At 51.3% G+C, this 22,621-nt stretch carries 19 protein-coding genes; 13 read left to right on the forward strand and 6 right to left on the reverse strand.

Annotated elements, in window-relative coordinates; all coding sequences use genetic code 11:
• The first annotated feature begins 214 nt into the window (after positions 1-214).
• Positions 215-1,723 carry an IS21 family transposase gene (gene istA, locus V5G20_RS22015; protein ID WP_251256056.1) on the forward strand — a complete coding sequence of 503 codons (1,509 nt, stop codon included), beginning with the start codon at positions 215-217 and terminating at the stop codon, positions 1,721-1,723.
• The gene (istB, locus tag V5G20_RS22020; protein ID WP_025846873.1) at positions 1,720-2,463 is read left to right on the forward strand and encodes an IS21-like element helper ATPase IstB; all 744 of its coding nucleotides are present in this window, start codon (positions 1,720-1,722) and stop codon (positions 2,461-2,463) included. The genes istA and istB overlap by 4 nt, the downstream gene beginning before the upstream one ends.
• A gap of 369 nt (positions 2,464-2,832) precedes the next feature.
• On the opposite strand, the gene V5G20_RS22025 is transcribed toward istB, so the two are convergent.
• The 5 genes from V5G20_RS22025 to V5G20_RS22045 form a co-directional block, all read right to left on the reverse strand.
• Positions 2,833-3,210: a YxiJ family protein gene (locus tag V5G20_RS22025; protein ID WP_338462219.1), complete on the reverse strand. Its 378-nt coding sequence runs from the start codon at positions 3,208-3,210 to the stop codon at positions 2,833-2,835.
• 34 nt (positions 3,211-3,244) lie between these two features.
• Positions 3,245-9,148, reverse strand: coding sequence for a polymorphic toxin-type HINT domain-containing protein (locus V5G20_RS22030; RefSeq protein WP_338462221.1), 5,904 nt, complete (start codon positions 9,146-9,148; stop codon positions 3,245-3,247).
• 22 nt (positions 9,149-9,170) lie between these two features.
• Positions 9,171-10,892 (reverse strand): hypothetical protein, encoded by a 1,722-nt coding sequence (locus V5G20_RS22035; RefSeq protein ID WP_338462223.1) that lies wholly within the window; start codon positions 10,890-10,892, stop codon positions 9,171-9,173.
• Between the two features lies 1 nt (position 10,893).
• Positions 10,894-11,088: a BhlA/UviB family holin-like peptide gene (locus V5G20_RS22040; RefSeq protein WP_338462225.1), complete on the reverse strand. Its 195-nt coding sequence runs from the start codon at positions 11,086-11,088 to the stop codon at positions 10,894-10,896.
• 87 nt (positions 11,089-11,175) lie between these two features.
• Positions 11,176-11,634: an ArpU family phage packaging/lysis transcriptional regulator gene (locus V5G20_RS22045; protein WP_172920237.1), complete on the reverse strand. Its 459-nt coding sequence runs from the start codon at positions 11,632-11,634 to the stop codon at positions 11,176-11,178.
• A gap of 185 nt (positions 11,635-11,819) precedes the next feature.
• Here V5G20_RS22045 and V5G20_RS22050 point away from each other — a divergent pair, with 185 nt between their 5' ends.
• The 3 genes from V5G20_RS22050 (at position 11,820) to V5G20_RS22060 (ending at position 13,314) form a co-directional block, all read left to right on the forward strand.
• A complete protein-coding gene (locus V5G20_RS22050; RefSeq protein WP_003392113.1) occupies positions 11,820-12,269 on the forward strand; it encodes a helix-turn-helix domain-containing protein in 450 nt (149 codons plus the stop codon).
• 78 nt (positions 12,270-12,347) lie between these two features.
• Complete coding sequence (locus V5G20_RS22055; protein ID WP_338462230.1) at positions 12,348-12,869, forward strand: ImmA/IrrE family metallo-endopeptidase; 522 nt, start codon at positions 12,348-12,350, stop codon at positions 12,867-12,869.
• Positions 12,870-12,900: 31 nt separating this feature from the next.
• Positions 12,901-13,314, forward strand: a complete 414-nt coding sequence (locus V5G20_RS22060) for a hypothetical protein (protein WP_031933486.1) — start codon at positions 12,901-12,903, stop codon at positions 13,312-13,314.
• 13 nt (positions 13,315-13,327) lie between these two features.
• Here V5G20_RS22060 and V5G20_RS22065 read toward each other — a convergent pair whose 3' ends face one another.
• Positions 13,328-14,080, reverse strand: a complete 753-nt coding sequence (locus tag V5G20_RS22065; protein WP_251237821.1) for an alpha/beta fold hydrolase — start codon at positions 14,078-14,080, stop codon at positions 13,328-13,330.
• Between the two features lie 253 nt (positions 14,081-14,333).
• Here V5G20_RS22065 and V5G20_RS22070 point away from each other — a divergent pair, with 253 nt between their 5' ends.
• The 8 genes from V5G20_RS22070 to V5G20_RS22105 all read left to right on the forward strand — a co-directional run bounded on the left by V5G20_RS22070 (position 14,334) and on the right by V5G20_RS22105 (position 22,437).
• Entirely contained in the window at positions 14,334-15,032 is a 699-nt protein-coding gene (locus V5G20_RS22070; protein WP_003392122.1) for an IclR family transcriptional regulator, read from the forward strand.
• A gap of 137 nt (positions 15,033-15,169) precedes the next feature.
• Entirely contained in the window at positions 15,170-16,174 is a 1,005-nt protein-coding gene (locus V5G20_RS22075) for a tripartite tricarboxylate transporter substrate binding protein (RefSeq protein WP_003392124.1), read from the forward strand.
• A 66-nt stretch (positions 16,175-16,240) separates the two neighbouring features.
• Positions 16,241-16,690 (forward strand): tripartite tricarboxylate transporter TctB family protein, encoded by a 450-nt coding sequence (locus V5G20_RS22080; RefSeq protein ID WP_003392126.1) that lies wholly within the window; start codon positions 16,241-16,243, stop codon positions 16,688-16,690.
• A 19-nt stretch (positions 16,691-16,709) separates the two neighbouring features.
• Entirely contained in the window at positions 16,710-18,203 is a 1,494-nt protein-coding gene (locus V5G20_RS22085) for a tripartite tricarboxylate transporter permease (RefSeq protein ID WP_003392128.1), read from the forward strand.
• A 21-nt stretch (positions 18,204-18,224) separates the two neighbouring features.
• Entirely contained in the window at positions 18,225-19,175 is a 951-nt protein-coding gene (locus V5G20_RS22090; protein WP_338463489.1) for a sugar kinase, read from the forward strand.
• A gap of 35 nt (positions 19,176-19,210) precedes the next feature.
• Positions 19,211-19,849, forward strand: a complete 639-nt coding sequence (locus tag V5G20_RS22095; protein ID WP_024985520.1) for a bifunctional 4-hydroxy-2-oxoglutarate aldolase/2-dehydro-3-deoxy-phosphogluconate aldolase — start codon at positions 19,211-19,213, stop codon at positions 19,847-19,849.
• A gap of 16 nt (positions 19,850-19,865) precedes the next feature.
• Positions 19,866-20,834: a 2-hydroxyacid dehydrogenase gene (locus V5G20_RS22100; RefSeq protein WP_024985519.1), complete on the forward strand. Its 969-nt coding sequence runs from the start codon at positions 19,866-19,868 to the stop codon at positions 20,832-20,834.
• Between the two features lie 382 nt (positions 20,835-21,216).
• Positions 21,217-22,437, forward strand: coding sequence for an MFS transporter (locus tag V5G20_RS22105; RefSeq protein WP_122958356.1), 1,221 nt, complete (start codon positions 21,217-21,219; stop codon positions 22,435-22,437).
• Positions 22,438-22,621: the final 184 nt, after the last annotated feature.

Raw genomic sequence — 22,621 nt, forward strand, 5'->3', positions numbered from 1 at the left:
TGCCCAACAGGGAGTGTATTTTGAGAAGGGGACGTTGGCAAGTGGTTTTTTTAATTTATGCAAGCCCCTACGGGTCTGTATAAATTAACTGTGTGAATGCTAATCTAATAATTGACCACCTAGTGGTACATCGCTCATAAAAAAGTTGACCACCTGAGCACCTCTTTCCTGTATCTTGTAGTTGTCTAGACAACAAGATATAGGAGGAAAGGAAATGCTTCAGATGGCTAATTATGAGTTTATCAGGAAACAACACTTTCTGCTAGGGAAGTCGATTCGTCAAATTTCTCGCGAAACTGGCTACTCGCGTCAAGTGATACGAAAAGCCTTGACATCAACGGAAATCCCTGTATACCAGCTTTCAAAACCGAAGCCGAAGCCAGTCATTGATTTTGTCAAGCCCATCATCTTGGAATGGCTGCGTCAAGATGAACAGGCTCCCCCGAAGCAGCGTCATACTGCCAAACGTATTTACCAGAGACTCGTTGACGAACATGGATTCACCGGCGGTGAATCTACTGTACGACGCTACGTCAGAGAGTTGCGGGTTTCTCCTCCTAAAGCATTTGTCCCTCTTGATTTCCCGCCAGGGCGATTTGCCCAATTTGACTGGGGTGAGGTTACGGTTCATTTACAAGGGAAACAAGTGAAGGTTCAAGTCTTTTGTATGCGTTGCACATACAGCAGAAAGATTTTCATCAAGACATTTGCTCATCAGAAGCAAGAGGCTCTTCTCCAAGGTCATGTAGATGCTTTTGAATTTTTCGGTGCTGTTCCCCAAGTCATCACATACGACAACCTGACAACAGCCGTTAAGAAGGTATTGGAAGGCAAAAATCGCGAGGAACAAGAGCGATTTATTCAGCTACGTGCCCACTACCTGTTTGAAAGCTATTTCTGTGATCCGGGAAAAGGGCATCAAAAAGGCCAAGTGGAAAACCTCGTACAGTTTGCCCAGAGGCAATTTTTTGCACCTGTTCCTAGTGTTTCTTCTCTGGAGGAGCTAAATCAAATCCTCCTCGAAAAATGTATCTCTTACGAGAATACAACCGTTCCCCGGTCTTCCCTAACGGTTGGAGAAGCATTTGTTCAAGAGTTGCCCATCATGCTTCCATTGCCTCCACGGCCATTGGATTGTTTCCGTGTTGTACCCGTGAAAAGCAATACGCTATCCATGATCCACATTGAAAAAAATGCCTATTCCGTCCCGGTTTCCTATGCATCGACCCAACTTATTTGCCGAGTATTTGCTGAAAAAATTGAGGTGTATCACGGAAAAAGCCTGATTGCGACGCATGAGCGGTGCTTGGAAAAAGGAAAGGAGATTTTGCAATACGATCATTATCTGGATTTACTTCTTATTCGCCCAGGAGCAGTTCTTTATGCTAGACCATTGCATCAGGCAGGATTACCCGCCATTTACCAAAAGTTCTTGGACAAGTGCCGTAACCGACCAGGAGGGATGAAGGAGTTCGTTCGACTCTTGCTTTTGCACCGTGAATTCGATACTTCTCTCGTCGAAGAAGCACTGGGGGAGGCCTGCCAAAAAGGGATGTTCCAGTATGATGCCGTAAGGCAATTATTGTTTCAGCGAACATTGCCGGAACACCGTTTGCCCCAACTCTCGTTGGCGGAGGATAGCTCTGTTCCACGTATTCAGGTAAAGGCCCCAGATCTTAGCCAGTACAATCGTTTGTTACAGAAAAGGAGTGTGGTTCATTGAGTACGAGTTTCCTGCTTGAAACCTACGCGAAACGCCTTCGCTTACCTGCGATTAAACGTGTCTATAAGGAAATCGCCCATGATGCTGCTGAACGGCAAATTCCCTACGAGGAGTTCCTCTTAGCCCTACTAGAGCAAGAAGTTCAGCAAAGGGATGCTAACCAAATCGCGAGTCGCATCAAGCACGCCAAATTCCCTTCTATGAAAACGCTCGATCAATTTGAATTCTCGGCGATTCCGTCCCTCAATAAGCCCAAATTGCTTCAACTGGCTCGTTGTGAGTACATCGAAAAGGCAGAGAACATCATGTTTATCGGAAACTCTGGCACTGGCAAAACTCATCTCTCCATTGCACTCGGGAAGGAAGCTTGCCATCATGGCTATTCCGTTCAGTTTTGGACTGCCGCTAAAATATGTAACGAGCTTATGGAAGCTCAGTCCCAAAAGCGAATCCTCCAGCTAGAGAGGCAATGGTTGAAAACAGATTTGATTATTTTGGATGAAGTCGGGTTTGTCCCTCTGAGTCGGACCGGGGCGGAGTTATTATTCCAATTTTGTGCGGCCCGCTATGAGAAAGGAAGCATGATCATTACCAGTAATCTGGAATTTACGGAATGGACACAGATTTTCAAAGATGAGCAAATGACGTCAGCCCTGGTTGATCGGCTTACCCATCGTGCCCATATCTTTGCAATGAATGGAGACAGCTATCGCTTTAAGCAGAGCATTCAAAGATCGTGATCATGAAAAAGTTACCCACCCGACGGGTGGATTGATTTTTGCCATGGTGGTCAATTTTTTGATGAGCACGGTGGTCAACATTTTGATTGACATTCACATTAACTGCCAAAACCTACATTTTTAGTCTGCCATAAACACACGAATTTTCTGATTTTGTAAATATCAAACCCGCGAGCGCTCTGATTTCAGATTCTTTAACTCGAAAAACGAGCACCTACCTCCAACATAAGCCCATTCTTGAGCGTGCTGCTAAATTTTTGTAACATAAAAAACATAAAACCCTTTTCCAAAATCAGTATCAGACCTGGGTAGGGTAAAAAAAGACCTCGAAGGATTGCCTTCAAGGTCTGATAATTTAATTGGTACTCGTTAATTGCTCTGTAAATAATCAAATATTATCTTTCTTAATTCTTCATGAATAATGTACTCGTTTTGAAAGTCAGGATAGTTCTCCAATTTTGCTTTAATAAAACTGTATTGGGGAAATCTTTGGAAAAAATCCTCATTCAAAAACTCAATTTGCTTCTTAGGGATATTAGCAACATTACCTTTTAGAATATAACTTGTCGTTCCAACAATTAAGGTACAATAATCATTAAAATCAGCGTTTAAATTTTCTTCCTCAAGTAATTCAAATTCACTTTCAAAATCAATTTTTATCCTGTTAGTATCCTCATACGGAAAGGGATTAACTAATTGAAAATTATACAGGCGGGATATTTTTTCCAGCATTTCTTCGCTTTTCAAATCCCAACACCTCCATTCAAGAGACAAATATGCATTATTGCTTACCAAAGGAAACTATAGTCCCATCCGGGGCAATATCGATATATTTACCGTTCTTTTTATATCGAATTGTGCCCTCAACTGCTCCATTAACATAACTTTTGGTTGAACCTTTTTTAGCGGTTTTTGCAAATTCCTCAGCTTTCCTGAGATATTGTGCCAGATCTTTCGCCCCTACTTCCTTTCCGTGTTTCTTAAAATGATATTCAGCAGAACCCTCTACATTATCGAAACTTCCCTTATTCCATTTTGAAAAATTACATTCAGTATTGTGAACCCAAATCCCCAAATCCGTTACATAGTACGTATGGTAGTCAGCAACAGTAAAGTTGTACACCGTTACTGGCTTATCCAGTTTAACAAACTCTACGTTGTCAATCGTCAGGTTGCTTCCATCAGCTTTTTGGAGTTTATCCCCCACTTGAAGTTCATCTGCGAAGACCCACCCTTTGCCTTCAACCCAAAACGGATGGTTATCTGTTGTCTCGATGATTTGCTCCCCAACATGCAACTTAATAATATCATCACGTTGGTTACGGTATAAAGCAGTTACTTCTTTGTATGCCAATTCTCCATTCGAATCATATTCAGACTTGGCGAGAACCTTATCTCCGACTTTAATGTCTTCGATATTCTTCTCCCCTTCGTCTGTTTGAACCTTTGTTCCTGCTGTAAAGCAATTACATCCAAAAAGCTTTTTCACTATCCCTTTCTCAACGGTTCTCGCTCCTGATCCTACCACTTTGCCAGCTACAGCTTTTGCTACTCCTCCAGCACCAGCTACGTAGGTAAAAGGATCTTCATACCATTCTGGCTCCCGCGTGTTTCCGTGAACTTCCGATCTGATTTCCTCGGGGACTTCATCAACGGAAACATTCCTATAAAACTCCCAATAGACATTACCTTTACCGTCGTTCGTCCTCAAAATACCTGTTGAGTCTTTCCGAATTCCGCCGTTCCCCCACGGCTCAGTGATCACATTCCCACTAAAGTCAATATATCGTAGCGGATTATTATGCACATACGTATACCGGTTCAAGCTCAGCGGATTATCCACTTGCCCTTTATACGTATCCTCCGAGATAAACCGCCCAATGCTCGGATCGTAATACCTCGCCCGCAGATAGTAAAACCCGGTCTCGCCATCCAAGATCTCCCCGCTGTAGGTAAACGGGTTGGACATCCCCTCCGTTTTCGCCGTGAGATTCCCCCACGTATCATACTCGTAGCGGTTTAGTTCCTCGCCGTTCTCCCCAACGACCTTCACGACATCCCCGTGGCTGTTGTACAGATAGTAGCCGCGCTTGTTCGCCGCAACGTCCTTTCGGGAGAGCAGCTCATTCCCCCAAATATTCTGGGCTTTCAGCTGGCCGTTTTTGTCCAGCTCCTCGATGACTCTGCCGTTCAGGTAGACGTAACGGGTTTCGCTGCCATCTGCTGTCTTCGTCGCACGGAGGCCGTCCGGATAGTACGTATATTCCGCTTTGGCTCCCGTCTTTTCATTGGTGACGCCTCTCAGGCGGTTGCGCTCGTCAAAGGTGTAGGTGGCTGTACTTGGCATCGCCGGCAGCGTGCCTTCAAAGGTCATTCGGCTGCCTCGGCCGTTATACGAATAACGATTCTCTCCCGCTGGCACATTTTCCTTCGTCAAGCGGTCCACTTTGTCGTACTCGTAGCGGTAGGTCGTGCCGTTTCGCTCAATGCTTGTCACGTTGCCAAAAGAGTAGTTGTTCTTCTCTTGCCATACAGACGTGCCGCTCTTGAAGTGCTTCAGCGTGTCGACCTGGCCGAACGAATCCCGCTTGCGTATCAGGCTCACGCCGTTTGGATAGGTCAGGGTGTAGGTGTCTCCCGCGTCGCTGAGCTGGTAGTCATAGCGGACAGTTTGAGAGGAACCATTCGATCCCGGAATCGTCACCTCTTTTACCCGCATCGCGTCATCGTAGACGAAGGAAACCGCTGTATTTCCAGGGTAGATCAACTGATCCATCTGGTCGTCGGCGTCCGTATGGCGAATCTGATAGAGTCTGCCAAACGCCGTGAAGCTGTTCATCCGCAGGAACGGATCATAGGTGTAGAACAACTCGCGATATAGCGGGCTGCTGGACTGGATGTTTGGTCCGTTGCTGTTGGTTTCTTTCTTTACCAAAGACGTATTCGGGTAATACTCTTTGGTTTCCCGGTTTTTCACCGTACCGGCCTTGTCTTTCGTCGTCAGCTCGGACAGCTCGTAAAACGGCGTGTACGCGTACTCGTGGCGGTTGCCCGCTTTGTCCGTGAACACCGATACTTTGCCGTTCGGGGTGTAGCCGAATGTCTCCGTCGCCCCGGATGGAACGTCCGTTTCGCTGATTTTCCAGGAAAGCGCATTGTAGTGGTACTTGGTCGTCAGGGTGTTGTTTTCCGTTACCTGCACGAGATTGCCATATGGGTCGTAGCCGTAGCGGTATTCGTTCTTTTCAGGGTCGAGCAAATAGACGAGCTTGTCGCTTGGATTGTAGCGGTACGACCAAGTTCGCTTTGTCCCGTCCTTTTCTTGCTCGGTCTTGCTTGCGGGCTGTCCGAATGCATTATAGCTATAGGCGGTGGTGCGTTTTTGTTCGCTTACCCACGCTTCGTTTACTTCTTTTTCCAGCTGGCCGTGCCTATCGTAAAACTGGATCGTTTCCAGGCCGTTTGGCCCCAGGGTTTTGATCGTCTCTACCGGCAGATATTGGTTATTGAGCGAATCGACGAACGTGTTTGCCCGCAGGTAGATCGTCGTGCCGATGGGCTCCTGTTTTTTCCAAAGCGTGCCGTCTTTATTGTAGACATACGTGGTCGCCCGGTTGTCCATAGCGTAAGGGGCGCTGGACAGCAAGCGCTCTCCATCCGGCGAATACGTGTTGTATTGCAGCGGACGGATTTGGCCGTTGGTCCCGATCTGTCCTTCGTATTCGACTTCGCCGCCCGGGGTAAAATGGGTGAACCTCTTCGTGCCGTCCGGCAGGGTCATCGTCACCTTGCGTTTGTCGTCGTCGTAGCTGTAGGTGATCGTGCGGGTTTCTCCTTTATTGGCAAACTGCTCACGCTTCAGCCGTCCGAGGAAGTCGTATTCGTAGGTGGCCTGGCTTTGATCCGGATAGGTTCGCTGTGTGACTCTGCCCAGCTCGTCGTAGGCGAAGCGGTACGTCAGCTTTGTTTTGACGCCGGGGGAAGTCTCTACTTCCATGTTGATTTCCGTAGGGTTCAGGCCGTACCGGTCATAGGCAGGGAAGTTCTGGACCAAATTTTTATTGTCCAGCCCGATCGTCATATGCTGAATCGAGGAGATACGCATGTTCTGATAGGTGTAGAATCGTCCGACGCTCTCGGTCTTGATTTCGGCACCATCCGGGTAGGAATCGAGGACCGATTCTCCCTCAAGCAGTTTGTCGCTGTTGTACGTAAACGATTCCTTGTGAAAATGCTTCGGGTTGTCTGCGGCGGTGCGGCTCATCTCCGAAAGCAGGCGCAAGTAATATGTTGTGGGCGGCAAATACGTCCAGCTGGTCGTATTTCCTTTCGGATCGACGAGCTTTACCAGATCGCCGTAACTGTTGTATCTGTATTCCGTCACCTGCGCGTAGTCGGCCAGTCTGTTTTTCACCTGTTCCAGATTCTTCGCTTCCGGCGCCAGCAGGTACTGATACACGTCGGCGTCTTTCGTCATGGAAGCGGGCCTTCCCAAAAATTCGTAGGAGTAGCTGGGCTTGGTTTCCCTGCCACGATACATATGGCTTACGTACGATACCGGGTGGTAGCTGTACTTGTTTCCGTCTGCGGTCAAGTTGAGGCGGCCTTCGATTCTGTCTGTGTCTGCACCCGTACCGATATAGGTTTCGACCGAACGGAGCAAGAAGTTTTTATCCGAATTGACGGCAAACGTCTTTTCCTGGCTGGGCAAGCCATCCTGTTCGATCCGGGAGACTGCGACCGTTCCGTCTCGTATCGTCTGATTTTTCAATCGAACAGAGGTGTCTTTCTTCGTTTTCCAAATCTCTTTACTGGTCATTGGATAGTAGATCGTTTTCAAATACGTTTCTGTGGACGGACGGTCTGGGTGTGGTGTCTTGGCAAAACGGATATTTACCGAAGTGACCGGATGGTATGTGACATAGGTCAGCTTTTCCTCATCGTAATAATTCCGAACAACGCCTCGGTTCAGAAAATCAGTTGCGCTAGAGAAATAGGGGCTGTAGGCATAGGTCATGGTCAAGCCTTCCACCGGATACTTCACCTGATGGAGAAGCTCGTAATTGACGTACCCCCGCTCATTCCAGTCCATATCCAGATACTCGGAACTCTCTATACCTTTATAGTCCAGTGGAATCTCTTTATTCTGCGCGGAAAAATAGTAGTTGGGACGAAGGTTAAACTCAGCTTTCCCAAAGACTTCGGAATCAAGGTAAGAGTATTCGGCAATGACCTTGCTTCCCCCTCCGTTGACATCGTGCTCGATGACACGGTCTGGAGTCGTGCCTGTTCCCCATGCGTACTCGATATGCTTCAGCAGCTTGCTTTTGGAGGTATCGGCATACACCTTCAGGCTTTTTCTCGTTAACTCGATATACCGTCCGACGCTATCGGTAATCTGTATCGGATCATTGTTATACGGAATTTTGTAGACAATGGTATCGCCGTATGCATTCCTTTTGGTGATGACATCAACAGGGGAAGGATCGTAAACGCCCTCCCTGGTGAAGCTGTAGTGGTAGCCGTTGTAATCGACCCAAGCGATCGACTTGACGCCATTTGTTGGATTTTGGTCTTTGGAATAGAAATGCATCGACGCTCCTTTGTAGGGATAATTCACCCAATCTTCACCGGAGCGTGAGGAAGATTCAAGCACCGTGCCATCATCCAGGGTGAAAACATAACGAAATTTCCCGGATGTTCTTCCGCATACGTAAGGTGGATTATTCTTATCAACGTAGTTGCACGCGATTCCATCTTCGTACATTTCTTCAGCCATCGGGATGTTCAGTCTCCAACCGAGCGGCATGTTGTACTTTTCCCAATGATTGTTGTTATAACTGGTTTTGTTGCCGCGTGTGCTGTAGTAGAAACGCTGTTCAATGGAATCAAACTGCGAATAGGTCCTCTCCAGCCTCAGATCCATCCCGTGCTTGCCTTCGAGAACCAGGTCCGTCTCCGTGATAGTGGACGTTCGGTAGACATCATCTACCGGCGAATCAATCGAACGCTTGTATTGATAGGTCAGCCCTGTCGGATCGTACACGGCATCCGGCAGGTCGGAGCTGAGCAGCCCGGCGTTTGCCGCTTTCGTTGTCGATGTCTCGCTTTCTTGCTTTGAAACGGCCATTTTTTCTTTCGGCTGTTTCGGTTCGGCCTGCTTTGCCTGCACGCTTTTCCACTTGCTGTAGTGCTCTGCGATAACCGGAACTTCCTTTGCCAGCCGGTTGTACGCATCAGCCGGAAGCTTCGCGATCTTGGCCATCACATCCCGATCGGTCCAGCCGTACTTCTCTACCTTTTCATTGTGGGACAGCAGCCGGTCCACCTGGGGATAAAACCAGGCGGCTACCTGCAGGCTGGTGCGATCCAGCTCAGCCTTCATGCGGATGATCGCGTCGGCGGCAAACGGGTCCCACTCCATTGCCCTGATCTCCTCGTCCTTATAGGAAGGAATTTCTGCCGGTTCGAGCGTCGTTTCGGCTGTCTCCTGGGCAGCCTTGGTGAATTGCGCCAGCCATTCCTTTGTGCTCGGCAGCTTCGTTGCGTCAGGGGCTGCATTCGCCTTGCCGCTATGGAGCAGCCCGTTTTGCACCGCCCCCTGGGCCTGAACGACGCTTGGAATCAGCAAAGCCGCCGACAAAAGCAGCTTGAAGCCGATGCCGATTGACTTGTTTCGTCTCATAGTTTGCCTCCTTTTCGTTCTTCTAGCGAACGACTTTTCGTATCAAATTTCCGTTATTGTCGTAGTAGAAATCGACGAGGACTTTGCCGTCCTGCTTCATCTGGACAAGCAGCCCTTTTTCGTTGTACACGTACTCGACGCCGAGGTAGCGGACAGCGAGCCTGGCGTGAACTGCTTTCCCGTTCCAGCCTGACACGCTGAGGAAGTAGTTCTGTCCTCCGTTCAGAAGCAGGGTGACACTGGAAAAGGGCGGCTTCTTGCCGTCGTCATTGGTCGCCAGATGGCGGGTCCGCTCGTAGTCCTCGTAGACCGAGAGGATCGTATCGCTGGTGCCCTCCGCGGGATTTCCCAGAAAATAGTCGGTGTAAATCTCATAGGTACCCGTCGCGGGCGGGGTAAATTTTATGAGCTGATACTGCGAGGCAGCGACGTCCAGATCCCTGGGTGCCTGCAGGGTGACAGCAGGCGTGTCGGTAAACGCAAAGGAGAACGGATTCGTCGTCACATCCTCCAGAGCCCCGACAATCGCCTCCTTGTAGATAGTCACGGATGCTTCGCCGGAATCCTTGTTTTCATGCGAGAGCGCTTTTCCGCTGAAACGGATTGCCAGCTGTTTATCGTTCAGTCTGACCACCTGGGTCTCCAAGCCTTCCGGAAGGTTGTTGAAGCTGACCCGGCGCGAGGAGACAGTTGGAGCAAATACGCTTCCCTCCAGTGTGATGATCTGCTGCTCCGCCACGCTGCCGTCGTTGGCTTCGGTTTCGTGCAGAATCGGGACTTCTGCGGACACATTCGGCTTGGATGCAGCCGTCAGCCTGGCGTGGACCTGGCCGTCGTTTGCCGAAGGAGCCACGTACAGGTAGTAGGTCAAGCCTTTTGTCAGATTGACGTCAAGCTCTGAAAAGACGGTATCTTCTGACGCATTGTCAGTTCCGCCCAACAGTTTTTGCATAAGCTCATCCTCGAAAAGCAAAAGCAGCGTGTCGTTGGGCAATCCCGTCCCCGCATAAGGAGATGTGAAAAAGCGGAAATTTCCCGTCGCCGGAGCCGTAATCCGATAACCCGGCACCACGCCTTCCGGAACATCGATATCTACCGGCGTTCCCCATGCGAGCTCGGACGGGTTGCCGACAATGAGGTTGTATCGGTCCGTCGTGCTGAAGTGCTGATCCATGCTGAAGACGACAAAATAATACGTTGTCCCGGCTTTAGCCTCGAAGGCAACCTTCTCCGCCGCCCCCGGTTCGCGCCCGAGACTTGAGCCGACGTTTTTGCTGGTCCCTTCCATGACGATCAGGTCGTAGTTCTTGTCTTTCGGGACGGTAAGCTTGACCGTCAACATGCCGGAGTAGGTTCCGGAGTCATAGCGGTAATAATCGAAATCGGACTCTGTCGAAAGCAATGACAAGTAAGAATACCCGTTTTTTGCCGGGTAGGCTTCCGGATAGTCGTCATTCGGTTCAAACGTATCGCGGACCGCAGCCGCACCAGCTTGAGGCTGCCGTGCCGCACTAGCGCTTGTGTGTGACATCCTGTCCTTTTTTCTCTTGGAAATGTAATCAAGCGCTTGTTGCGTCCTTTCGGGGCTTTCCGGCTCAGGATTCGGATTGTAGCTCCTCTGAAACAATTCAATGATTTCATGCGCGTGGGCCGTCTGGCTAAAGCCGGGCATCGTCATGACCACCAGGATCAGGCACCCCCAAACAGCCAGACGCCTCCACCTTCCTATGCGTGTTGGTTTCACGTTACTCACCTACCTTTTCTTTGATATCGCGCAGCTCGCCGATAATCACGTCGTATTTTTCGCTGAACTTGTCCAGCAGGTCTTGCAAGCGGTTTTCCCGCTCCCGGTTGGCTCTCATCGCATAAAACAAGAGCCAAACAAAAAGAGCCGCGAACGGCCCCTGCTGCAAGATCGACTCCAGATGCAATTCCTCCATCACTCATCCCTCCTTTCACACAATGTCACACTGCCATCGTAACAAGCAGAGGAAAAACATGTGTGCCGCATCCGTTTCGAAATCGTTTCACGCGGGACTCTCCTCTTCGTCATATACTTCCATGCCAAGCCCCCCGGCCAGCTTGCGAAACGCACTGCTGCGGGTCCGGTAGTACGATGAATGCGTCATATTCAGCATGATGTAGGCCTCTATATCCGTCCGGTCCTCGCCGTCAAACCAGCGCGTCCAGATCAGCTCCCGTTCCCGGGAAGACAGGCGATTGACCGCTGCGAGGATTCGCTCGACGTACTCCCGCCGCTCCTGTTCGATCGTCGCGTTGCGGACGGCTGCGTCCTCTGTGCTGCTGCGAAACTTGTTCGTGACCGTAGAGGGTGTTGTGTGCCAGCCCGCAGTCGTCCGTGCCTCGATCCCCGGATGAAATCCCATGCGAATAAAATCGCGCGCCAGATCGAGCGCTTTTTTCACTCTCCGCTGTGTAGCTGGCCTATTTACTTTTGCTGTAGAAAATGCCAACCATGTTTCCATCATCTCACTCCTCACTTACAGGATATTTGTACTTTTTCCACATTCATACAGGACAATCCGATCATAAAGTACAAGTATCTTGTTAGTCAAGACAGTTTACACAATTTTTTCATACACACTTCCCTAAATATCTCCAATCATGTACAATATAGTTGTACTCACTAACAGGAAGGACTGGTTCGTTCATGCTCTCCCAGCGCTTACGAACAGCCCGCAAGGCAAAAGGACTGACGCAGGAAGAACTGGCGGAAAAAGTCCAGACAACCAAAGGCACGATCAGCAACTACGAAAACAACCACAGTTCACCGCCAAATGAGATGCTGGCGCAGCTGGCAGACATCCTTCAGGTCTCCACAGACTGGCTGCTTGGCCGCGTGGACGATGAGCTTGCTTCCTCCTCTGCTGCCGCGGTCCAGAGCCACAACCGATCATTGGAGGATTTGCTGCAGGAAAAAATCGACGACCCGGATGACTATTATTTTCTCGACGGTTATCTGGAAGCGTCCGAAGAAGAGAAAAAAGAGATTCGCCGATACTGGTATGATTTGAAAAAACAGATGCGGGTTCATCAGGTGAAAGAATCCCGCACTCCATCCCTGTATGCGATTACGGAAAAAATAAAAAGAGAAAAATAAAAATAGCCCCTCTTAACAGGGGCATTCTTTCCGCCACAAAAACGAACAAACGTTCCCGAATCAAGGAGGTCGTCACTCATGTTCTCACTAGTCTCCGACGTCTTCGAGCCGCAGACCTGGCTAGAGTCGCGCGTCTATGATTTATTGGAGCTTCATGACATCAAGCAGCCGGAAGAGATTCACCTGACCGAGCTTTGTGCAGCGTACGGGATCGAGCTGTGGAACATCACCGGACGCAGTCGGGCGCATCCGCATCCCTATCTGCCCAACCGCTACGTGATCGCTGTAGACGAGCGCCTCCCTCTGCCTTCGAGACGGGAAAAAATCGCCCATGAGCTTGGACATCTGCTGCTGCATGAAGGAATCCAGCCGACAGGGAGCACATCGATGATCCATTGGCAGGAAGCGCAAGCGAATCACTTTGCCGAGCATCTGCTCATGCCGTTTCCGATGTTTGTGCCACTGCTGGAAAACTGCAACCGCTATGAGGCTCCCTTTTTGCTGGCCCGAATCTTTCGCGTTCCTCTCGCCCTGGCCCAAAAAAGATTCGACCGCTTGCTGGGCAGGCTTTACGCAAAAGGCCACCCCATCAATTGGTAATAAACCGATAAAAAGGAAAAAGGAGTTCGGAATGAAAAAAGTATTTTTGGCCGGAGACGCTTACAGCTCCCGCTTTTTTGACTTGTCTTTGGATGACGAAGAGCTTTCCTTGATGCCCTGGATTGCCGCAGCGAGCTATCATGTAGCCCGCTTTGCCTTGCTGATGCAGGACGACGGTCTTGCCGGACTCGGCATTTCCAGCGGAGATGCCCTGCTCATCTCTGATTTTTCCATGGAACCGATCACAGGCAGGCCCGTCCTCGTACGTCAAGAGGGACAGTATATCGTTCGTATTGCCAAAGAAGTCAATCCGGTAGAATGCGTTTTTACCTGCACGAACGATCTTCCGCCTCTGATCCTGCCCTCCGAAAACATACGCATTACAGGGGTGGTTTCCGGGATCATCTCTGAGCCGGCGATACACCGCGGAATCGACAGGCAATGAGACGGCTGTCATTTCATTTTCGATCCAATCCGGCGACCGTCGATTTCATCCATTCCTTCAGCACAGCGGCGGTCTGCTGCCACTGGTCTCCCGGGGGAATTGCGGCGGGCTGGTCTCCTTTTTGGGCCCCATAGCTTCCGAATTGAGCATGATTGCCCCCGGGAATCTTCAAGTAGACCGTATTGTCAGGGAGATACTGACGGGCCATTTCATAGGCCGAGATGTTCACCACACCGTCTCTTGATCCGATCAGAGACAGCACCGGAATGGTTTTTTCCTTCAAGCTCCCTTTTTGATCGGGATACGATGCCAGAAAAAAAGTCCCCAAGACACGCTCGGGATGACTGGCTGCATACCGTGAGGCCATCGTCCCGCCGAGTGAATGCCCGCCGATCACGAACGGTTCCTCCGGATAAGCCAGCAGCACATCATTCGCACGGTCAACCCCGGTAAAGGCAAGATTCAGCGGCATTTTCACAATAACGGTCCGATGGCCGGACATAGCCATCAGCCTGGCAAGAGGCGCATAGCTCTCCGGACCGACCAATCCGCCCGGATACAGGATGATCCCGGGAGGAATATTTTCACCGCCTTCAAAGACGATCAGCCCCCCTCGTTCAGTTACGTTGACGCCATCCCCGTCACGCATAGCCTGCATCGCGGCATCATCCGGCTGATACGGATCGAGATACCAGGCGGCAATCGCTACCAGCACAGCCACGGCCACAAATACATAGATCAAGTAGCGGATAAAGTTTTTCCTCATCACTGTTCCCCCCTCTCGCATTGACTCATTTTTCCTATCAGTAGTATGCACTTTCATTGAAATCGTTTTCTCGATTTTTATTGACAATGAGATTCGACTATTTTTATAATGAATTCAGAGAATACGAAATAGGAACACTGTTCCTCATTGTGGAACAATCAGGAGGTGGAGAAAGATCAAGACTCCAAGAGATACCTCTTCGGTTCAATCCGTCGATAGAGCTTTGCACATTTTAAACCTGCTCAAGGAAAATGTGGACGGCTTGGGTATTACTGAATTATCCAACCGGATGGAACTCGCGAAAAGCACTGTACACCGCTTGCTCTCTTCCCTGAAAAACCAGGGATTCGTCAGACAAGACCCGCTTAGCGAGCGTTATCTTCTCGGTCTGAAGCTGATTGAACTGGGGTCGATCGTATCACAATCATTGGAAATACGAAAAATTGCCAACCCGATCATGAGCCGGCTGGTGCAGGAAACGGGCGAAACCTCCCATTTGGTCGTGCTGGAGGATGGAGAAGTGGTCTATATTGAAAAAATTGAAAGCCCTTACACCATCCGCATGTATTCGCTGATCGGCAAACGTGCCCCCGTTCATTGCACGGGTGTCGGAAAAGCGATCATTGCCCATATTCCGGAGAGTGACGTCAGAAAAATCGTCGAGCAGAAGGGTCTGAAGAAGTTTACCGAAAACACGATCACCACGATCGATGATCTGTTCGCGAATCTCCAGGAAATCCGAGAAAAAGGCTACTCGCTTGACAAAGAAGAGCATGAGCCCGGCATATACTGTGTCGCAGCTCCCATTCTCAACCACAATGGCGAGTCCGTCGCCGGTCTCAGCGTATCCGGCCCAACGATGCGCATGGATGAAGAGAAAGTGAAGTTTTGCATGGATCGCGTCGTCTTTTACGCTCGTGAAATTTCCAAACACCTTGGATTCCGAGGGTAATTTTTTTCACAGTATTTAGGAACAATGTTCCGCATTAAGGAACAAATGACTTATAAACAAATTGTCTACGCACTGCCCATGTACTGCTTTCAAAGGAACACTATGAACACATTCCTTAATTATTGGAGGATGACATCATGAAATTGAAAAGCATTTTCTCTGGTCTCGCCGCTACCGCTCTTATCGCATCTCTCGTCGGATGCGGTTCTGGCAACTCCTCTGCTCCCTCTGGCGATCAAGCAGCAGGAGAGGCAGAAGCTTATCCGAAAAAGCAAATCGAACTGATCGTTCCTTACGCAGCCGGCGGCGGAACCGATGCAGTCGCCCGGGCATTTGCGGACTCTGCGAACAAAGTTCTGCCCCAATCCATCGGCGTCGTGAACAAGACAGGCGGCGGCGGTGCCGTAGGCATGAGCGAGGGAGCCAAGGCAAAGCCGGACGGCTACAAGCTGACGCTGGTCACAGTGGAAATGACAACGCTTCCTCCACTCGGTTTGGCCACCTTCAAGCCGGATGACTTCAAACCGGTTGCCCGCCTGAATGCGGACCCGGCAGCCATTACGGTCAGTGCAGACGCTCCTTGGAACACGATCGAGGAATTTGTCGCCTACGCCAAGGAAAACCCGGGCAAGGTGCGTATCGGAAACTCCGGTACAGGCGCGATCTGGCATCTGGCTGCAACCGCGCTGGAACAGAAAATTGATACCAAATTCAACCACATTCCTTTTGACGGGGCCAATCCTGCTGTGACAGCTCTGCTCGGAGGGCACATCGAAGCTGTTTCCGTCAGCCCGGCAGAAGTAGCTGCACAGGTGGAAGCGGGCAAGCTGAAAATGCTGGCCGTCATGGCTGACGAGCGCCTGCCGAAGTTCAAAGACGTACCGACGATGAAAGAAAAAGGAATCGATCTGTCCATCGGTACATGGAGAGGAATCGCGGTTCCGAAAGATACACCGGACAACGTCGTCACCGTATTGAAAGACGCCGCGAAAAAAGTAACGGAAGACAAGGCGTTTACAGATGTACTGGAAAAAATGAACCTGGGCGTATCCTATGCTGACGATGCAGCCTTTTCAGAAGCTGTGAAAAAAGACAGTGAGCTGTTTACGAAACTCGTCTCCGATCTGGGGTTGAAAAAGTAAGAAGCGCTGGACACGGGCGATGCTGTAGTGCACTCCCCGTGTCCTCCGTTTTAGGGAGGGTAGCTCGTGAAGAAGACTGATCTGTTTGTCGGTATTGCTCTCATTCTTTTGTCCGTAGCGGTCTGGATCACGTCGGGGCAATTTCCGTCGGTCGGCGATACAGATGTCGGCCCCGGATTCTTTCCCCGCCTGATCGCCGGCGGCCTGATCCTGATGTCGCTGGTGCTGATCGCAGCCGCATTCCGTCCCGGACAGGCGGCCGAAGAAGCCGGGCCTCCTACGTCCTGGAGACGGACCATTCTTGGTTTTGTCTGTATGTTCGTATTTTTGGCACTCGTCTACCTCGGCGGTTTCCATCTGGCGACACCAGTGTTTTTGCTCGGTTTCATGTGGCTGTTCGGCTATCGGAAGCCGATTGCGTCGATTCTCGTAGCCGTCCTGGTTACGCTGTTTATCTACCTCATCTTTGAAACAGTGCTGCAGGTTCCCCTTCCTGCAGGCGTCTTGTTCGAGTAGAGAATAAGGAGGGAACCGCATGTTTGATCTATTTGTAAACGGGTTAACGAACATCCTGACTGACCCCTTTGCCCTGCTGATGGCTGTCGTCGGCGTCATTATCGGGATCGTGGTAGGGGCTCTTCCCGGACTCACCGCCACCATGGGAGTCGCACTGATCTTGCCGATGACGTTTGGAATGGAGCCTGTCGCAGGTCTTTTGCTGCTGTCCGGCGTATATTTCGGCGGCGTCTACGGCGGCTCGATTACAGCGATTTTGTTGAAAACACCAGGAACTCCCGCAGCCGCGGCTACCGCTTTGGACGGCTATGCCCTGGCACAAAAAGGGATGGCGGGAAAAGCACTCGGTGCCGCGACTCTCTCCTCCTCTATCGGAGGCACGATCAGCATCATCATCCTGATGTTTCTCTCCCCTGTTCTGGCTACGATCGCTCTCGAATTCAGCGCACCGGAGACCTTTGCTCTGGCTGTATTCGGTCTTAGCATCATCGCCAGCATTTCCGGCAAATCGCTGGTCAAAGGACTGATTGCCGGTCTGGTCGGGCTTTTGCTCGCCACGGTCGGACTTGATCCGATCCTCGGCTTCCCGCGTTTCACCGGCGGCAGCGAACAGCTTTTGAACGGCGTCCCGTTCATTCCGATCATGATCGGCCTATTCGCCGCCTCGGAGGCGTTCAAGTCGCTCTCTGACATGAATGTAAAAGAAAAGGTCAAAGTGAAAATCGAAAAAATCGTACCGAGCTGGGGCGAATTCCGCGGCATTATCCCGACGATCCTCCGTTCGACCGGGCTTGGAACCTTTATCGGAATTATTCCGGGAGCGGGCGCCGATATCGCAGCCTTCGTGGCGTACAACGAAACGAAACGGTTCAACAAAGACAAAGAGCCTACGGACAAAAGCAGGATGGCTGGCGTTGCCGCATGCGAATCAGGTGCCAATGCATGTACCGGCGGCGCTCTGGTGCCGCTTTTGACACTGGGAATTCCCGGAGATGCCGTTACTGCTGTCATGCTCGGCGCTCTGATGGTCCAGGGACTGCAGCCAGGTCCGCTTCTGTTTAAAAACAACGGCGACCTCGTCTACACCCTGTTTATCGGGATGATCATCTGCTACGTGGTCATGTGCTTGCTCGGATTGTTCACGGCTCGCTACTTTGCCAAGGTTGTGCAAATTCCGAAAGAGATTTTGACCCCAGTCATCCTGGTTCTATGCATTGTCGGATCATATGCGATCAACAACAGCTTCTTTGATGTGTTGATCATGGCGGTAGCGGGTGTGATCGGCTTCTTTATGCAAAAACACGACTTCCCGGCTTCGCCGATCGTGCTGGCTCTGATTCTCGGCCCGATGGCAGAAAGCCAGTTCCGCAGAGCGCTAGCGCTTTCCAGCGGCAGCTACGATATTTTTTATACGCGGCCCATTCCGCTCATTCTTTTGCTGCTGTCGGTCATTACCCTGCTCACTCCGATCGTAAAAGCCATTTGGCAGCAGAGAAAACGCGCTCATCAATAACGCAGCCTGGAGGAAATCATGATGGACGTAGTCACTTTTGGAGAAACGATGGTACTGTTTACTCCGGAGAGCACTGGACTGATGCGCTATGCGCACACCTATACGAGAAAATTTGGAGGCTCGGAAACCAATTTTGCCATTGGGCTTGCCCGCCTCGGCCATTCTGTCGGCTGGATCAGCAGGGTAGGCAACGATGAGCTGGGCAAAGCGATGCTCTCGTTTGTCCGGGGAGAAGGGGTGGACACGAGCTGCGTCCGCCTTGATCCCGATGCGCCTACCGGCCTTTATTTCAAGGAAATCCGCAACGCCAGCGATGTCAACGTGTACTACTACCGCAAGGGCTCCGCTGCCAGCCGGATGACCGCTGCCGACCTCGACGAAGCCTATCTCGCGCAAGCCCGCTATTTGTTCGTGTCGGGGATCACGCCTGCGCTGAGCGAATCGTGCCGCGAGATGGTGTTTGAAGCGATTCGCATGGCAAAAGCAAGCGGATTGACTGTCGTCTTCGACCCGAACCTGCGGAAAAAGCTGTGGACGGAAGAACAGGCCCGCGAAACGCTGCTTGCCATCGCCGCCCAGTCCGACATTATTTTGCCCGGACTGTCCGAAGGGACGTTTCTCTTTGGAGAAACCGATCCTGTCAAACTGGGAGAGCGATTCCTCAGCCTTGGCGCCAAAATTGTCGTTTTGAAGCTGGGCGAAAAAGGAGCCCACTACTTTACGCCAGAGGAAAACCTGCACATTCCCGGCTTTCATGTCGAGCAGATGGTTGACCCCGTCGGTGCCGGTGACGGATTCGCGGCCGGATTTATCTCCGGTCTGCTGGATGGGCTCTCGCTGTCTGAAGCTGTCAAACGGGCCAATGCTGTCGGTGCCATCGTCACGATGGTGAACGGCGATGTCGAAGGCCTGCCGGAACGCTCCGATTTGAAACGGTTCGTGGAATCGCCCGGCGAAGAAGTGATGCGGTAAAAGCTCGTTTTCGATAATGGGAAGGAGAATATGAGATGACCAAACTAGAGAAAATCCTCGACAGTGGTGTGGTAGCCGTGATTCGCGGGGCCAAGCCGGAAAAGATCATGGCGGTGGCAAAAGCGCTCTACGAAGGGGGCGTGACTACACTGGAGATTACGGTGGAAACGCCGAAAGTGCTCTCTTTGATCGAACAGGTTGCCAGCGAGTACGGAGACAAGCTGGTTATCGGTGCGGGAACAGTGTTGGACCCGGAAACAGCCCGCGCCGCCATCATGGCCGGGGCCCAGTTCATCTTTTCCCCGACCGTGAATCCGCAAACGATCCAGATGGCCAAGCGCTACGGTGTCGTGAGCATTCCCGGCGCCCTGACACCGACCGAGATTTTGACGGCGTATGAGCACGGCGCAGACGTGATCAAAGTATTTCCGGCCAACGTATTTGGCCCCGGCTACTTGAAAGACGTGCACGGTCCGCTTCCGCACATTCCGCTGATGCCGACCGGAGGCGTCGATCTCTCCAATGCAGCCTCCTATATCAAGGCCGGCGCGGTCGCCGTTGGCGTAGGAAGCTCTCTCGTCAGCTTCAAGGGAGCGGTGGACGAGGCGTATCTGAACAGTCTGACCCAAACAGCGCGCCAATTCGTCGAGATCGTCAAGGCAGCGCGATCCTAGAGAGGAGTCGAAACAGATGACAAAACCGCTTGTTTTTGTCCCTCACCGCATCGCTGAATCAGCGCTTGCCCTGCTACGCGAGCGCTGCGAAGTGGATTATCGCGACATCGAGGAAAAGCTGGACGACGCATCGTTTGCAGCCGGTCTGCAGCGGGCCGACGGGTTGATGATCTACTCCCGGCACAAAATCAATGCCTCCGTCCTGGAAAAGGCTCCCCGTCTGCGGGTCGTCAGCAATATCGCGGTCGGTTACGACAATCTGGACCTTCCCGCATTGACAGCCCGCGGCATCCTCGCGACGAATACCCCGGACGTCTTGACCGAGACAACCGCCGATCTGACCTTTGCCCTGCTGATGGCGGCTGCCAGACGTGTACCGGAGGCTGACCGGTTTGTGAAAAACGGCCAATGGAATGAATGGCTCCCCAGTCTGATGCTCGGAAAAGACGTGCACGGCGCGACCATCGGGATCGTCGGGATGGGCAGGATCGGAGAAGCTGTCGCCCGGCGAGCCAAAGGCTTTGACATGAACATTCTGTACTTCAACCGCTCCCGCAAGCCGGAAGCGGAAAAAGCTCTGGGGGTACAGTTCACCTCGCTTGACGATCTGTTGTCCCGGTCCGACTACGTGGTGGTGATGACGCCATTGACCCCGGAAACAGAGGGCCTCATCGGAGAACGCGAGCTGGCTCTGATGAAAAGCGACGCCATTTTGATCAATACCTCCCGGGGACGTGTCGTCGATGAACAGGCCTTGATCCGTTCTCTGACGGAGCGCCGGATAGGCGGAGCCGGCCTGGACGTCTTCCAGATGGAGCCAACGCCAAAAGACAATCCGCTGCTTTCCTTGCCCCACGTGGTCACACTCCCTCATATTGGCAGCGCCACGAGGGAAACCCGGGAGAAGATGGCGCTCAAGGCCGCGCGCAACATGCTTGCAGGTCTTTTTGGGAAACGTCCGGAAAATTTGTTAAATCCTTCTTGACTCCGCTTTTTCAGCGTGATAATATCTAACCCATACGAAATCGGAAGGGTGACTTATGAACAATGGACATCTAATCCTGTCTCCATGAAAACAACCGTTTGAAAATAACCATGTCTGTGGGAAACGAAACGGTTTCTGGATAGGATTGGTATGGATGTTCATAGTCGCATGCATCTTTTTTCGGTGTCGACAGCTTGCTTTGTTGTCGGTATGAGGATGCACTCCTGAAGGGTGAACTTGCTTCCCAGAATCTCAGAAGCATGGCACATTCCTTTGGATAGAAGGAAGCCCCTTTGAGCTGTTTTTGGGCTTATGTTTTGTCTTCCTTGCGATCACGATCTCTTCGCCTCCTGTCCAGGAACTTGGATGAGGAGGTTTTTTTATGCGAGAAAAAGGAATCTTTCGCAATAAAGTCATACAAACGATCCTGCTGTCTGCGCTGTTTTTGCAAATCGGCGTATGGGTCCGCAACTTCGCGATTCTGCTGTTTGTCATGCAGCAAACAAACGGCGATCCTTTGGCTGTCTCGATGATTTACGTGGCGGAATACGCTCCGATCTTTATTTTTTCCTTTATTGGCGGGACGTTCGCTGACCGTTGGCGCCCCAAGCGAACGATGGTCTGGTGTGATATTTTAAGCGCGCTGTCTATCTTCGGAGTCCTGCTTGCTTTTGTGTTCGGAACCTGGAAAGCGGTCTTCTTCGCGACGCTGATCTCGGCCATTTTGTCCCAGTTTTCGCAGCCGTCCGGCATGAAGCTGTTCAAAATGCACCTTCCTGCCGAGCAGATGCAAGCGGGTATGTCCATCTATCAAACGCTTTTTGCCATTTTCATGATCCTTGGCCCTGCCCTCGGGACGTTTGTGTTTCAGACATTCGGGATCGGTGTAGCAATCGCGGTGACCGGTGTCGCTTTCCTGCTCTCCGGCGCCGTTCTTGTGCGGCTGCCCGCCGACCACGTAGAGGAAAACGGGCAGCCGCCGACAACTCTATGGCAGGAAATGGTCGACGGCATCCGTTATGTGTTGAAAAGCAACATTCTGACAAAGCTGGGCTTATGCTTTTTGGCAGCGGGCCTAAGCATCGGACTCATCCAGCCTCTGAGCATTTTTCTCGTGACGGAGCGATTGGGCTTGCCTATGGAATCCCTCAAATGGCTGATGACAGTCAACGGGATCGGCATGATTGTCGGGGGGGCGCTGACCATGACCGTTGCCAAAAAAGCCTCTCCGCAAAAGCTGTTGGTCATCGGCATGCTGGTCAATGCAGTCGCCATGAGCATCGCGGGCTTATCGACCAACCTCTGGCTGACGTTGACGGCCCAGTTGTTCAACGGCCTGTTTATGCCTTGCATTCAGATCGGGATCAATACGATGATCTTGAAGCATACCGAGGGCGCTTTTGTCGGCCGCGTGATGGGAATCCTGAGCCCTCTCTTCACCGGAGCCATGGTTTTGACGATGAGTATCGCGGGTCCATTGAAAAAACTGCTCTCACTCGTCTCTGTTTTCGAGATGGCTGCGCTTCTGTTCATTGTCGGCCTGCTCTTCATCGTACCGCTTTTGCGGTCGCAAGCAGGTTCGGAACAAGAAGCTTCCGGTTGAACCTGTTGAATGACAAAATGAAACCACGCGGGAGAATTGCACCTGCGTGGTTTTTTGTATCCTGCCGGAAGAGTTCCGGTTTTTGGGTTTTTGGGTTTTTGGTTCTGCCGACTGTCAGGATATGTCGGCTTTCCGGCTTTTCGGCTTTTCGGCTTTTCGGCTTTTCGGCTTTTCCGCTTCCAGC

The sequence above is a fragment of the Brevibacillus borstelensis genome, assembly GCF_036700025.1.
GTDB classification, from domain to species: domain Bacteria; phylum Bacillota; class Bacilli; order Brevibacillales; family Brevibacillaceae; genus Brevibacillus; species Brevibacillus borstelensis.